The 13,638-nt window shown below is 49.9% G+C and carries 13 protein-coding genes; 7 read left to right on the top strand and 6 right to left on the bottom strand.

Annotation, left to right across the window (positions count from 1 at the left end; translation table 11 throughout):
- Positions 1–30 precede the first annotated feature (30 nt).
- The gene (locus A2F46_RS00835; protein WP_066565884.1) at positions 31–906 is read left to right on the top strand and encodes an ATP-binding protein; all 876 of its coding nucleotides are present in this window, start codon (positions 31–33) and stop codon (positions 904–906) included.
- A 70-nt stretch (positions 907–976) separates the two neighbouring features.
- On the opposite strand, the gene A2F46_RS00830 is transcribed toward A2F46_RS00835, so the two are convergent.
- The 3 genes from A2F46_RS00830 to A2F46_RS00820 all read right to left on the bottom strand — a co-directional run bounded on the left by A2F46_RS00830 (position 977) and on the right by A2F46_RS00820 (position 3,217).
- A complete protein-coding gene (locus A2F46_RS00830; RefSeq protein WP_066565599.1) occupies positions 977–1,699 on the bottom strand; it encodes a CPBP family intramembrane glutamic endopeptidase in 723 nt (240 codons plus the stop codon).
- An 18-nt stretch (positions 1,700–1,717) separates the two neighbouring features.
- Positions 1,718–2,281 (bottom strand): isochorismatase family protein, encoded by a 564-nt coding sequence (locus A2F46_RS00825; RefSeq protein ID WP_197457505.1) that lies wholly within the window; start codon positions 2,279–2,281, stop codon positions 1,718–1,720.
- 198 nt (positions 2,282–2,479) lie between these two features.
- A complete protein-coding gene (locus tag A2F46_RS00820; RefSeq protein ID WP_066565596.1) occupies positions 2,480–3,217 on the bottom strand; it encodes a TIGR00730 family Rossman fold protein in 738 nt (245 codons plus the stop codon).
- Between the two features lie 55 nt (positions 3,218–3,272).
- Here A2F46_RS00820 and polA point away from each other — a divergent pair, with 55 nt between their 5' ends.
- From polA to A2F46_RS00805, 3 genes are read left to right on the top strand one after another with little or no spacing between them, the layout of a single operon-like run.
- Positions 3,273–6,050 carry a DNA polymerase I gene (gene polA / locus A2F46_RS00815; RefSeq protein WP_082783523.1) on the top strand — a complete coding sequence of 926 codons (2,778 nt, stop codon included), beginning with the start codon at positions 3,273–3,275 and terminating at the stop codon, positions 6,048–6,050.
- Positions 6,051–6,053: 3 nt separating this feature from the next.
- Positions 6,054–6,476, top strand: coding sequence for a hypothetical protein (locus A2F46_RS00810; RefSeq protein ID WP_066565595.1), 423 nt, complete (start codon positions 6,054–6,056; stop codon positions 6,474–6,476).
- 24 nt (positions 6,477–6,500) lie between these two features.
- Complete coding sequence (locus A2F46_RS00805) at positions 6,501–7,172, top strand: CDP-alcohol phosphatidyltransferase family protein (protein ID WP_066565593.1); 672 nt, start codon at positions 6,501–6,503, stop codon at positions 7,170–7,172.
- Between the two features lie 208 nt (positions 7,173–7,380).
- Here the strand turns inward: A2F46_RS00805 and sbmA are convergent, their stop codons facing one another.
- From sbmA to A2F46_RS00790, 3 genes are all read right to left on the bottom strand, one after another.
- Positions 7,381–8,577: a peptide antibiotic transporter SbmA gene (gene sbmA / locus A2F46_RS00800; RefSeq protein ID WP_066565590.1), complete on the bottom strand. Its 1,197-nt coding sequence runs from the start codon at positions 8,575–8,577 to the stop codon at positions 7,381–7,383.
- A 136-nt stretch (positions 8,578–8,713) separates the two neighbouring features.
- Positions 8,714–9,412, bottom strand: coding sequence for a 5'-methylthioadenosine/adenosylhomocysteine nucleosidase (locus A2F46_RS00795; RefSeq protein WP_066565877.1), 699 nt, complete (start codon positions 9,410–9,412; stop codon positions 8,714–8,716).
- A 72-nt stretch (positions 9,413–9,484) separates the two neighbouring features.
- Entirely contained in the window at positions 9,485–11,161 is a 1,677-nt protein-coding gene (locus tag A2F46_RS00790; RefSeq protein ID WP_066565587.1) for a SulP family inorganic anion transporter, read from the bottom strand.
- A 113-nt stretch (positions 11,162–11,274) separates the two neighbouring features.
- Here A2F46_RS00790 and A2F46_RS00785 point away from each other — a divergent pair, with 113 nt between their 5' ends.
- From A2F46_RS00785 to A2F46_RS00775, 3 genes are all read left to right on the top strand, one after another.
- Positions 11,275–12,591: a hypothetical protein gene (locus A2F46_RS00785; protein ID WP_066565586.1), complete on the top strand. Its 1,317-nt coding sequence runs from the start codon at positions 11,275–11,277 to the stop codon at positions 12,589–12,591.
- Positions 12,592–12,700: 109 nt separating this feature from the next.
- On the top strand, positions 12,701–13,183 hold the full coding sequence (locus A2F46_RS00780; RefSeq protein WP_066565585.1) for a PaaI family thioesterase: 483 nt from the start codon (positions 12,701–12,703) through the stop codon (positions 13,181–13,183).
- Complete coding sequence (locus A2F46_RS00775; protein ID WP_066565584.1) at positions 13,180–13,629, top strand: PaaI family thioesterase; 450 nt, start codon at positions 13,180–13,182, stop codon at positions 13,627–13,629. Before A2F46_RS00780 ends, A2F46_RS00775 begins: the two co-directional genes overlap by 4 nt.
- Positions 13,630–13,638: the final 9 nt, after the last annotated feature.

Below are 13,638 nucleotides of genomic sequence, written 5' to 3'. Positions count from 1 at the left end.
AAACCCCAACACACCCAACAAAAGAACATCATGAAATTAAAATCTTTTTTACGTCAATCCGCGTCAATATTGCGACGGCTTGATGCGTGGCTACCACCCGAGACACACGAGCCCGATTGGTCAGCGCTGGCCTATCGTTGGCAAAAAATCGGTAATAAAGGGGTGTTGATGGGATTACCCAAACCCCATACCTTTGCGCTCAGCCGCTTGGCGGCCATAGACACACAAATGCAGCAATTGGTGCGCAATACCCAACAATTTTTAGCAGGCCGCCCCGCTAATAATGTATTGATGACAGGCGCTCGGGGCACGGGCAAATCATCGCTGGTCAAAGCGCTGTTACACGAATATGCAGCACAAGGGTTGCGGCTCATCGAGGTAGACAAAAGCGACTTACTCACATTGCCTTATCTACTCACGATTTTGGCCAAACGACCGGAGAAATACCTTATTTTTTGTGATGACTTGTCTTTTGAAGATGGTGATGATGCCTATAAGGCATTAAAAACCACCTTGGATGGCGGTTTATCCGTACGTTGTGCCAATGTGTTGGTATATGCCACATCAAATCGACGCCATTTGATGCCCGAATACATGGCTGATAATGAAGCAACTACTGGCCACAAAGGTGAAGTGCACCCCAAAGAAGCAGTAGAAGAAAAAGTATCGCTGTCAGACCGATTCGGTTTATGGCTGAGTTTTTATCCATTCGACCAAACTGCCTATTTACAAGCAGTGGCAAACTGGCTGGAGGATGCTGGCTTACCGTTTGACGAAACGGCACGTCAGGCAGCTTTAAATTGGAGCCTAAGCAGAGGCAGTCGCTCCGGGCGTGTGGCTTGGCAATTTGTGTGCGACTGGGCAGGACGAGAAGTAGATCAGCGTGTCGTAGAAAAAGGACGCTAATCAAGGCCATCTGCGCATTAAAATGGTCGAACTTGTGGCTGCCTGAACGGCTTCAGGCAACCACAAATTTTCACTGCCCAGCTGCGCCAAATAACAAATACGCCCCCACACTGAATACCCCTACATCGGCCAAGGCATGGCACACAAAGCCAGGCCAAATACTGCGATAACGCGCATACAAAGCCGACCATATTGCGCCGGCCGTAAACACCCCCAAAGAAGCCAACACATTTTGCTGCCACGGCACATAGGCAGCCAAGGCTAAGGTATGGTGAACCGTAAAAAATAAAGCCGCCAACAACACCGCGACCCAATTGCCATGCCCCACAATGGTTTCGCATTGCCGATACAGAAAAAAGCGAAACACATATTCTTCCAACAATGAATTAACCGCAATCCAATATAGGCACACCCAGCCATAGCGCCAGGGATCAGTCAGACCAACTACCTGCATTTTGTGCCGCAATTGCCCCAAATCAATGTATTGCAGACCCCAAAACCAAAATCCGCCCCAGATGACCAGCACCATTACCAGGCCTAAAACAACCGCCACACCAAAGCCACCCAATTGCGGCGGTGACCAACTCCATGGTTGGCGTTGCACACACAACCACCACAGCGCCGGTCCGATAAACAGCCATAATTTAGCCAACCCCCACAACAGCGTACCCAGCTGCCCCATTTCCGCATGCAAGGCCACCATCACCCCAATACTGGGCGCCGGTACAAACAAGCATAGTGCCACCACTGCCCACAACCGCGATGAGGTCCAACCCTCATGATTGTTTGCCACAATTTGCTCCTTATCTGACTACGCTTGTGCCAATGCGGCCAATACTTGTTCTGTATCGCTCACCTCACCCAAGCGCGGGAAAATACGCGTAATAGAATGGTGATGACTGTCGGGGTGACGATCGGTCATGGCATCGACAACAAAAGCCAAGTTGTAGCCCAATACGGCCGCATCGCGCGCCGTCCCTTCCACACCCACACTGGTAGACACCCCCGCCAGCACCAATTGGGTAATACCACGGTCTTGTAATTCAGCGTGCAATGATGTGTTAAAAAAGGCCGTCCATTGGTGTTTGCGCACCAATAAATCATTTGCCGTGGGCTGTAGCGCTGGATCCAACTGAGCAAAGTCACCGGGTATATGAGGTGGCCGTGCGGACACCATTTTGCGGGTGCGCACCCAAGCACCATCAGGGATGACCGTCACAAACACAACAGGCTGATGGGCTGCCTGAAAGGCCTTCGCCAGCAATGCCGATTGATGCACAATGGTTTCGGCTGGATGCACCAATGTCCCTTGTAAAATACCGGCTTGTAAATCAATCAACACCAACGCACTATGTGCATCCAGTTTCGTCAACATAAGCATCTTCCTTTTCATCAACCAGAACATGCTGATTGCGCTCATTTAACCACCGACCGCACGCAAAAATGGCCCCTCAATATCAAATCCAGCCACTCACGTCAAAGCGTCAGGCAGCCCACCACCTCAAAAAAGCCATGAGTACAGCCACATATCCATGTTTTTCAGAGCCTGCTTTCATGGCAGCACCCAATCCAATTACAACCCCAGCATCCACTCCATGCTGTTGTCCATGGGCACACATAAACCGCTACCACAGCGCTCATAATGATCGAAAATGTGCGCCACGATCGCATCTGGATCGTCCATGACACACAACAAATCCAAATCTTTTTCATGAATGTAGCCGTGGCTCAATAATTGCGTACGTACCCACTCAATCAAGCCACCCCAAAATGCGCTGCCTACCAAAACAATGGGTCGCATTGGGCTTTTTCCTGTCTGCACCAGCGTGAGACTCTCAAACAGCTCATCCAAAGTACCGAAACCACCGGGCAAGGTGACATAGGCAATCGCGTGCTTCACAAACATGACTTTCCGCGGGAAAAAATGCTTAAATTTCACCGATAAATCTTGATACGCGCTGGCATGCTGTTCATGTGGCAATTCGATATTCAGCCCCACCGCTGGGCTTTTGCCGTAGAATGCGCCTTTATTGGCCGCCTCCATAATGCCTGGCCCACCACCCGAAATCACCGCGAATCCCGCATCTGAAAGTTGGCGTGCTAAGGTTTCACACAAGGCATAATATGGGCTGCTGACCGGTGTACGCGCACTGCCGTAAATACTCACGGCCGGTTGAATGGCACGCAGCTCTTCGCCCGCTTCCACAAACTCAGACATGATTTTGAGTAAATGGTAAGACTCGCGCGAACGAATGGTATTGACGGTTTCTTCGGGCAGCGGCGGCTGTGGCAATTTGGCCTGCAAGGTCATGATTTTCCTTTTATATTCGCGTTCAGGCAGCCTGATGCTACCCTGGGAACACACAATGCAAAAAACCTTATTACTGGTTGACGGTTCATCGTACTTATATCGAGCGTATCACGCCATGGCACAGCTCACCAGCCCCAGCGGCATGCCCACCGGTGCTTTGTATGGGGTATTGAACATGCTGCGCCGTTTGCGTTTAGATGTGGCACACGATTTTGCCTGCTGCGTCTTTGATGCCAAAGGTGAAAATTTCCGCCACACACTGTATCCGGCCTATAAAGCCAACCGTCCTCCTATGCCCGATGACTTGCGCCCGCAAGCTGAAGCCTTACCTGAATTGGTGCGGCTGATGGGCTGGCCAACCTTGGCGATCAGCGGCGTGGAAGCCGATGATGTCATTGGTACACTCACGAAACAAGGCGAAGCAGAAGGCTGGCAAGTGGTGATTTCTACGGGCGACAAAGACATGGCGCAGCTGGTTGATGATCAGGTTACGCTGGTCAATACCATGTCCAATGAAACATTAGACATCGCGGGTGTAGAAAACAAATTTGGCGTGCGCCCCGATCAAATCATTGATTATTTGAGTTTGATTGGCGATAAGGTCGACAACGTGCCCGGCGTCGATAAATGCGGGCCCAAAACCGCCGTCAAATGGCTGGCAGAATACGGCAATTTACACAATGTCATGGAGCACGCCCACGACATCAAAGGCAAGGTAGGCGAAAATTTGGTGGCCGCTCTGCCGCACCTGCCACTGTCTTATGAATTGATCACCATCAAAACCGACGTGGATTTGCATCACACCCTCCCCAACGGACTCCAAGATTTGGCACGCCAAAGTCCAGATTGGTCCAAGTTGGCGGTGCATTTTCAGGAATTGGGTTTTCGCACCTGGCTCAAAGAAGCACAGCAGCGCTTAAACGAGCCCGTACCAGCCGCCCAATCACCGATACAGGTCGATGACTTGTTCACCGCTGAATCGATCCAGCCGGTTGCACACACCGCACCTACACCAATCGCGCCAGCAGGTTTGCATTATCAAGCCATCACCACAGAAGCCCAGCTGAGCGAATTACAAGCACGTTTGCAGACAGCAGACACCATCGGTTTGGACACCGAAACCACCAGTTTGGATGCCATGAATGCGCAATTGGTGGGTATCAGCATCGCCTTTGCAGCCGGTGATGCAGTGTATATCCCAGTGGGCCACAGCCTTACCGCCGCCCCTGAACAATTGCCGCTAACCACCGTATTAGGCTGCCTGAAACCTTTTTTGGAAAGCAACCAGCTTGGCAAAATCGGCCAAAACCTGAAATATGACCAGCATGTTTTGGCCAACTATGGCCTCCAAATCAACCACATTGTGGGCGATGCTATGCTGGCTTCCTATATTGTGGAAAGCCATTTGGGCCACGGCTTGGATGAACTGGCGCGTCGGCATTTGGACTTACCCACCATCACCTACGAATCATTGTGTGGAAAAGGCGCCAAACAAATTGGTTTTGGCGATGTAGGCCTTGCGGATGCCACCCGTTACGCAGCAGAAGACGCCGATTTTGCATTGCGCATTGAGCGCCATTTACGGGCGCAAATGGATGAAGCGCAATTAACAATGTACACAAAGATGGAATTGCCGGTAGCCCAAGTTCTGTTTGTTATGGAACGCAATGGCGTACTCATCGACAAACAAGAATTGGCTCAACAAAGCCATGAACTGGGTAGCGAATTGATGCGCTTACAAGAGCGTGCCTATCAATTGGCAGACCAGCCGTTTAACCTCAACTCACCCAAGCAATTGCAGGAAATTCTGTTTGATAAAATGGGTATTCCCACCTCCGGCCTGAAAAAAACCGCTTCCGGTGGCATTTCCACCAATGAGAGCGTTCTAGAAAAACTGGCGCCAGACTATCCCTTGCCTCAACTGATTTTACAAACACGTAGCTTGGCCAAGCTCAAATCAACCTACACCGACAAATTACCGCAACTCATCAACCCCAAAACGGGTCGCGTCCACACGACTTATGCGCAAGCAGTTGCCATTACAGGGCGTTTAGCGAGCAATAACCCCAATTTGCAAAACATCCCCATCCGCACCGAAGAAGGGCGTCGGGTACGCAGGGCTTTTGTGGCGCCCGCGGGCGCTGAAGTGGTGTCTGCAGACTATTCACAAATTGAATTGCGCATCATGGCTCACTTATCTGGCGATACCACGCTGATTGAGGCCTTTAAGCACGATCAAGACATCCACCGCCGCACTGCGGCTGAAGTTTTCGGCATTAGCCAAGACGCGGTCACTTCAGAACAGCGACGCTACGCCAAAACCATCAATTTCGGCTTGATTTATGGCATGAGTCAGTATGGCTTAGCCAAATCACTGGGCATCGATGTGGCGCAGGCGAAAAACTTTATTGACCGCTATTTTGCGCGCTATCCGGGTGTCGCTGATTATATGCAGCGCACCCGCGAGCAAGCCCAATTACACGGTTTTGTTGAAACCTTGTTTGGCCGCCGCTTGTATCTACCCGGGTTAAAAAGTAAAAATGGCAATGAACGCGCAGCCACCGAGCGAGCGGCCATTAATGCGCCCATGCAGGGTACTGCGTCCGACCTCATTAAAATGGCCATGATTGCCGTGGCCGACTGGCTGCAACACAACCAATTGCAAAGCAGGCTCATTATGCAGGTACACGATGAATTGGTTTTGGAAGTCCCCAACCACGAGTTAGCACAAGTTAATACTCGGCTGCCCGAACTGATGGCAGGCGTGGCAAAATTGCATGTGCCCTTGGTGGCGGAAGTTGGCCATGGACACAATTGGGATGAGGCACATTAAACCATGAGCGCCGCCCCAATAGCACCACCCAATAAAGCACAAGCAGGCCAACGCTATACTTGGATTTCTGCAGCCATGGCCTTTGTCTTATGGGGGAGCTGGGCGGGTTACATCAATGCCGATCATGGCTTCTGGCGTGGGCTCTTTTCCGGCTTAACTCAAGGTTTGTGTAGCTTGGTGATTACCTTAATCATGACACGCGCGTTGGAATGGCAATACAATGCGCTTTCTATCCGATTTTTGAAAATCGTTTTGCCGCCCATTGCCACGGTCCTGGTAACCGGGACAAGCTTGGTTGCCATTCATTATTTGATTGGCACCCCAAATATTGCCCAAACTGTTACCCCCGCATTGAGTGTGGCCATATTGTTTGGTTTCATGACCACCGCAAGACTGGCCAAACCAACATCGGCTGATAGCCATTAACCTTTTGCTTGATTGAGCCTATCCATGAACTCAAACGAACCCAATTTATCTGGACGCCGTCCCTTAAAAGTACGTAGCAGCCGTTTAGCGCAACGATTTGCACGTTATTTGAGTGGGAAAAACATTACCCCCAATCAAATTTCTTTACTCAGCATCGTGAGTGCAGCCATCGCCGCCTTGGCTTTTTTACTGGTACCGCTGACCAGCGGTATTGGCCGCGATGCCTGTTATGTGGTGGTCGCTTTAGGGATACAAGGCCGCTTGCTGTGTAATTTGTTTGACGGCATGGTGGCGGTAGAAGGCGGCAAATCCACCCCCGCCGGAGAGCTATTCAATGACATGCCCGATCGAGTTTCCGATGCACTGATTTTGATTGCAGCAGGTTATGCGCTCCTGGACATTACTTGGGGCGGCATACTGGGCTGGCTGACTGCCATATTGGCGATACTCACAGCTTATGTGCGCACCTTGGCCACTGCCATTGGTGCCCCCACCCGCTTTTTGGGGCCTATGGCCAAACAACAACGTATGGCCTTGCTAACCGCCGCAGCCATCGGCTGCATCATTGAAAATACCTATGGCGATCACAATTGGACACTGTTTATTGCGTTAATCGCGATGGCTTTGGGCTGCTTGGCTACCCTCTATCGTCGTACACGGGCTGCCTACGAATTTCTTCAGCAGCACCCCTTATAACCCAGCCCAAACCAAATTCATCTCTTATTTTTGTGCACACGCCATCAGCCCATCAACACCACAATATCCAATACTGGTGCATAGAGAACTTCCTAACGATTGCCATTGAGCAAACAATAAGGCTGCCTGAATGATTTCAGGCAGCCTTATTGTTGAATAAATTAAACCATTTAACTTTATTTTATATTGTTTATGCAGCGCCATAACCTTACTTTAAGATAGATTCAAATGCTTTCAATCGCTTATAAATCGACAACAATTCAATAATCGTTTTCCAAGAAGTAATCAAATATTGAAATGATTCGCGCACCTTATCAAACACATTGGCAATTTGATTAATCAACCCCAAGGTCATGGTACCCGCGGCAATCGATGGAAACAAAACCAGCAAACTATACAAAACATCCAGCTGGATATACCACGTACTCACCATGTTGAAATACGCATAATGGAAATACAGCCTAAAGTAATTCACGCGCACGCGACCAAACAATTCTTTTAAGGTTGCCGGCTGAGCTCGGTCATCGTGATCTTCACCATACACAAGCTCTTTGCGATAAGCCGCTTCTACTTTTTGGTTATTGAATTCCAAACCGGGTAATTTAATGCCCACTACCATCAGCAAAAAAGTACCAAACAGCGACCAAGCAATCGCCGCCCACACCAGAGAATGTTTGATTTCCCCCACCAGCGGCAATACAGGCACATGGCTGGAAAGTTGAAACAAGATCGGCAGAAACGCAATCAACACCATAATGGCACGCACAAAACTCACCCCCAAATCTTCCATGGTGGTAGCAAAGCGCATGGTGTCCTCCTGCACGCGCTGGGACGCCCCTTCCACATGCCGCAACTGTGGCCAGTTACCAATATAGTATTGATTCATGGCGGTGCGCCAACGAAAAATATAGTGACTGACGAAAAACGAATTGAGTACAGACACCGTCACGGCCACCATGGCGATATAAAGAAATGTGAGGGTGCCATGATACAAGTCCATGATATCGCCGCCGCCACTGGCCAGCATCTTCTGAATTAAGTCCCAGAATGGGCCATACCAAGCATTGATCACCACACTCACCTGCACACCAAACCAAATATTAAACAAAATCAGCGCTGAACCCCACACCGACCAACGCTGCCAAACATGCTTGCTCAATGTACGCCAAAAAATCGCAAACAACGCCGTAGCCAACCAAAACCAAGTATAAAACCACAAAAATGGCGCCGACCAAAATCGTTGAACACCAATGGGCAGAGGCGCTTGCGCATACCCGCTGGGCCAACCCAGAACGACACCCCATGCCTCACCATGACCGACATACCACAACAACACATTGAGTGCAGCCCATACTGCGGCCGACAAAAAAAACCAGCGTGGATAGGGAAAAAACGATTTAAACAAAGTCCATCCTTTACCGAGAAAAATTACCTGAACACCCAAACAGCCTAGCAATCTAAGAATACGCCAACACCACATAAACCACGCGACCACTTTAGTGATTAGCCATGCATCATGCTACCAAGAGCCCATTCAGTGGCTATGCTGCCAGCATCGCCATCACCATTTGTGCAGAATGGCGCCCGGCAGTTTGCAAAAAGGCATCAAATGACACGCTGGCAGACTCATCGCCATTATCAGAAATGGCCCGAATCACCACAAATGGCACTGATTGTTGCCAGCACACTTGCGCAATCGCTGCGGCTTCCATTTCCACAGCAGCAACATCAGCAAAATTGGCTTTAATGGCAGCAATCCGGGCAGAATCATGAATAAACTGATCGCCACTGACAATCAAACCGCGACCAATTGTAGCCCCTGTAAAGGCCACTGCTGCCCGTTCCGCCGCCTGCATCAACGCTTCATCAGCCGCATACCGGGCAGGCAATTGTGGCACCTGCCCCGGCACATAGCCAAATGCCGTGACATCCACGTCATGATGCGCGGTTTCGGCACCAATAACCACGTCTCCCACCAATAGCCCCTCACGCAACCCGCCGGCACTACCGGTATTAATCAGCGCTTGCGGCTGAAAACGCTCGATCAGCATGGCGGCGGTCATTGCCGCATTCACCTTACCAATGCCGCTTAATGCAAGCACCACGGGTTTATCGGCCAGCCGCCCTTGATACACATGAATACTGCCGATGGTGATGTGCTGTGCATCACAGAGCTGTTGTTGCAAGGCGTCCAATTCCGGCTGCATGGCCGCAATAATGGCAATGGGATTAGATGGCATCATTCCGATTCTCAAAATATTCAGGCAGCCGCTATTGTACACAGGCTGCCTGAAAAAATTCATGGTTCATGCTTAAGCCAATTCAGCCAGTCGTGCTTGCAACGCTGCACGATCAGCACACAGATTTTGATAACCCAAGCGCGTGAGCCATCCCGTGCGCGCCAACAAATCATGCGGCTGCTGGCGCAAACCATAGACCAAAATCGGTACCTGCCGTTCCTGGTAGGCTTCCAGCAACTCTTCCATTGATTCTTCGCCCGATGAATCAATGTAAATAACCCCAGAAAAATCCAACACCAAAGCCTTTTTGGGCACGACACGCACCAATTCATCAATCAATTTCACGGCACCAAAAAAAATTGCGCCTGTCAGCGTAAACCCCACTACACCCGGTCGTGCCAAAGCATCTGGCAATACCCACGGTTCAGCCACAGTCAGACTGGAAATGCGGTAAATGAAAATCAGACAAGAAACAAAAATGCCCACTTCCACCGCCACCGTCAAATCCACCACCACAGTGAGTAAAAACACCGATAGCAAGATAATCCGGTAAGGCAAACGGAATGCCCGCAACCGAGCAAATTCACGCCACTCACCCATATTCCAAGCCACAAACATCAAAATCGCCGAAAGTGCCGCCAAAGGAATGTATTGCGCCAAAGGTGCAGCCATCAACATCACCAGCAGCAGCACTATCGCATGCACCATTCCGGCTACTGGGCTGGCACCCCCATTTTTGATGTTGGTGACAGTGCGCGCAATGGTTCCTGTGGCAGGCATACCACCGAAAAACGGCACCACCATATTGGCAAAACCTTGTGCCAATAACTCCTGATTGGGGTCATGCTTATCCTTAATCATGCTGTCTGCCACACGCGCACACAACAGTGATTCAATCGATCCCAAAATAGCCAATGTGATCGCGGGCATGATCAAGCCTTGAATGTCATGCCAATTAAAATTAGGCACTGTGAATGGGGGCAAACCTTGAGGAATGCCGCCAAAGCGGCTACCAATGGTATCCACATGTAAGCCCAGCATAGGCACCAATACCGTGGCCACCACCAATGCGACAATTGAACCAGGAATCAAAGCCAATGAACCCGATACCCGTGGCAAAACACCCGCCTCTTCAGGCAACTGAATCTTGCGCTGCATGATTTTTTGCCATACCACAATCAGTGCTAAAGACAATAATGACACCCCCACTGCCTGGGGATTCCAACTGGGTAAGGCTTGCCATAATGTGCGAACCAAAGCAAAAAATTCTGCTGGCATCTTACCGTCAATACGCAGACCCAAAAAATCCTTGATTTGCGACAAACCAATAAGCACTGCAATGCCATTGGTGAAACCAATAATGACCGCCACGGGAATAAACTTAATCAACACGCCCATGCGCAAAAAACCCATCAGCCACAGTACAATGCCAGACATAAATGTGGCCAACAGCAAACCACCCACGCCATATTGCTGCACTATTCCATAGACAATGACGATGAACGCACCGGCGGGCCCACCAATTTGAACGCGAGAACCGCTAAACAAAGAAATCAAAAAACCGGCAATAATGGCGGTGAACAGGCCCGATTGAGGCGGCAAACCCGAAGCAATGGCAAAGGCCATAGCCAAAGGCAAGGCCACCACGCTCACTGTTAATCCGGCCCCCACATCCTTAATCAGCCGAGATCGATTATAGCCTTGCATCAATTCATACAGCTTAGGATTAAATCTCGTCGTAAATTTCATGAACAGTAACTTTGCAAATATTATTTAATTTGCGTAAATTATACGACCAATTAACCATTTTTCTCAGGATAATTGCCATCCAACACAATGGATGCTCAGGAATACCCAAACTCATGGCTACCTCTTCTACCCCGTCTCGCCTCAATACCTTTGTTGCGCCACGCCCCAACCCCACGCTGATTCGTCAGATGACTTGGGTCAATCGTTGGTTGAATTTGTATGGTACCCCTTATCTGCGCGACATTCCTTACCTCAACCAGTTACCACTGATACGCGGCCTGTGCGACATCCGTGATTTCGATCTACCCCCAGAAGACGATGCGCGCTTGAAAAGCACCATAAATGGTCAACACAGTGTATTCATCACCCCCAATCACCCTGAATTTTTTACCGATTGGATGATAGACAAAGAACTGGCCGCCCGTTATGCCCCCATGACCGCCAACTGGGCCACCCACGACATTGTTAACGGCATGGGTAAACAAGTACAAAATTTTTGGTTGGCCAATCACTTAATTGCTCAAATCCCGGGGCAAACCGAGGCTGCGCAAGCCTATTCCATCCATACTGCCGAAAGTGGCACGCCAGTATTGCTTCATCCGGAAGGCAACGTCTATTGGCAAAGCGACTACATCAACCCATTGTTTGGTGGTGCCGCCAAAATGGCTTTACAGGCTGCTCACGATGGCACAAATACACGTTCGGTACTCATCCAGCCGGTGGTATGGAAACTCAAATTTCAGCGCGATGAAAGCCCCCATCTACACGCGGAGATGGCACACGTTGAAAGACAATTGGGGATAGAAGAGCAAGCGTTTTTAAGCCTGCCACTGCGATTGGCGCGCCTCTACCGCCAAGTCTTATGGTTGCGCTTTCAAAACATGGGCTTCGCGCCACCACGACACCTGAATTTTTTTGATGCCCAAAATGTACTCATGGAAAAACTATTGGCTTCGTTAAGCGTGTATGGTCATTTTTCAGGCAACCTCACCGAACAAGCCCAACACATGCTCAAAGCCATCCGCCAGTCTGAAAAAGCGGGGGAACCCATTGATCGCATGACCTGTCGCCGCCGCAAGGAACTGCAATTAATCTTGCGCAACCCTCAAGAGGTGTATCATCAACCGCGGTGGCAACAAGAAACCATTGCCGAATGTCTTAAGCGCTTGCGCTGCGACCATTTGGCTTGGGGCAGTTGGATAAATAAGATACATCGCTTTTTGCCCCGCCCAGTCGGCCCACGAACAGCCCACATTCGCGTAGCAAACGCCATTGATGTTAGTGCATTGGTACGCAACCAAGCTGAATTCAACGAAACAGCATTAACCGATTTGCTGCACCATACTTTGCAACAGACTTTGGATGCCTTAAACCAAAGCTTAAACGAGCGTCATCCACAAATTGACTATGCCAATCCTTTTTTGTTGTGACACGCTCAAAAATAGCGGTAAACCTTCACAGCAGGTTCGTATAGAGAAGTGAAACGCTGCCCAATTGGGCAGCGTCCACGCGATTGATTGATTTTGGAGAACAACACCCATGCCCGTGAACCCACAGGTTTTTTCGTTATTGTTTCACCACTATGCTGGACTACCACATTGCGTGGCTCTGGGCATACGTACAGAGAGTGAACAACAAGATAAACCTTTGATGAGCGTTCCTTGGCGTCCCGATTTGGTTGGCAATGAACATACCCAAACCATCCACGGCGGCGTGATTACCACTTTAGTAGACGTGACCTCAGCCAGCGCTGTCGCAGCATTGCTACCTGATTTTGAAGTATTGGCCACCCTAGATATGCGCATCGACTACATGCACCCCGCTACCCCACATGACCGCATTTATGCCAAAGCAGAGTGCTATCGCTTGGCTGGCCAAGTCGCCTTTGTACGCAGCCATTGCTACCAGCACGATGAGTCTGATCCGATTGCATTGGGTACGGCTACCTTTATGCGCACACCACTGGGTGAACGCGAAAAAAAAGCATTACGTGAATACCTGCACCAGGAGCGCAACACATGAATTCGCCCAGCGACCCCGATGTTTTCCAGATTGATACAACGCTCACCCAACGCGCCCACGGGCTCATGCCTTATGCTGGTTTTATTGGTCTGAAAATGGGCTTCGATGAGCAGGAACAGCCTTTATTTTGCCTGCCGTTTGCTGAACAAAACATTGGCAATATTTTTCTACCCGCATTGCACGGTGGTCTGATTGGTGGTTTTTTAGAAAGTGCTTCGGCACTGTTTTTACACCATGTGAACAACATGAACGAATTGCCCAAAATGGTGGACTTCTCGCTCGATTATTTGCGCAGCGGCAAACCGCAAACCAGCTTTGCACGCTGTATATTAACGCGTCAAGGCAGCCGCATTACCAATGTTGCGGCTGAGATGTGGCAAGCCGATATGCACAAGCCCATTGCAGTGGCCCGCGTGCATTTTAAAATGCCACAAGAGGCTGCCTGAAAGGTTCAT

The organism is Snodgrassella sp. CFCC 13594, assembly GCF_001590725.1.
Taxonomy (GTDB): Bacteria; Pseudomonadota; Gammaproteobacteria; order Burkholderiales; family Neisseriaceae; genus Snodgrassella.
Note: the sequence above shows the minus strand (reverse complement) of the source record. Positions and strands in the feature narration are given on the sequence as shown.

Coding starts and splice junctions, on each gene's coding strand:
- A2F46_RS00835 (WP_066565884.1), top strand. CDS start 31: ATGAAATTAAAATCTTTTTTACGTCAATCCGCGTCAATATTGCGACGG.
- A2F46_RS00825 (WP_197457505.1), bottom strand. CDS start 2,281: ATGTTGACGAAACTGGATGCACATAGTGCGTTGGTGTTGATTGATTTA.
- A2F46_RS00820 (WP_066565596.1), bottom strand. CDS start 3,217: ATGACCTTGCAGGCCAAATTGCCACAGCCGCCGCTGCCCGAAGAAACC.
- polA (WP_082783523.1), top strand. CDS start 3,273: ATGCAAAAAACCTTATTACTGGTTGACGGTTCATCGTACTTATATCGA.
- A2F46_RS00810 (WP_066565595.1), top strand. CDS start 6,054: ATGAGCGCCGCCCCAATAGCACCACCCAATAAAGCACAAGCAGGCCAA.
- A2F46_RS00805 (WP_066565593.1), top strand. CDS start 6,501: ATGAACTCAAACGAACCCAATTTATCTGGACGCCGTCCCTTAAAAGTA.
- A2F46_RS00795 (WP_066565877.1), bottom strand. CDS start 9,412: ATGCCATCTAATCCCATTGCCATTATTGCGGCCATGCAGCCGGAATTG.
- A2F46_RS00790 (WP_066565587.1), bottom strand. CDS start 11,161: ATGAAATTTACGACGAGATTTAATCCTAAGCTGTATGAATTGATGCAA.
- A2F46_RS00785 (WP_066565586.1), top strand. CDS start 11,275: ATGGCTACCTCTTCTACCCCGTCTCGCCTCAATACCTTTGTTGCGCCA.
- A2F46_RS00780 (WP_066565585.1), top strand. CDS start 12,701: ATGCCCGTGAACCCACAGGTTTTTTCGTTATTGTTTCACCACTATGCT.
- A2F46_RS00775 (WP_066565584.1), top strand. CDS start 13,180: ATGAATTCGCCCAGCGACCCCGATGTTTTCCAGATTGATACAACGCTC.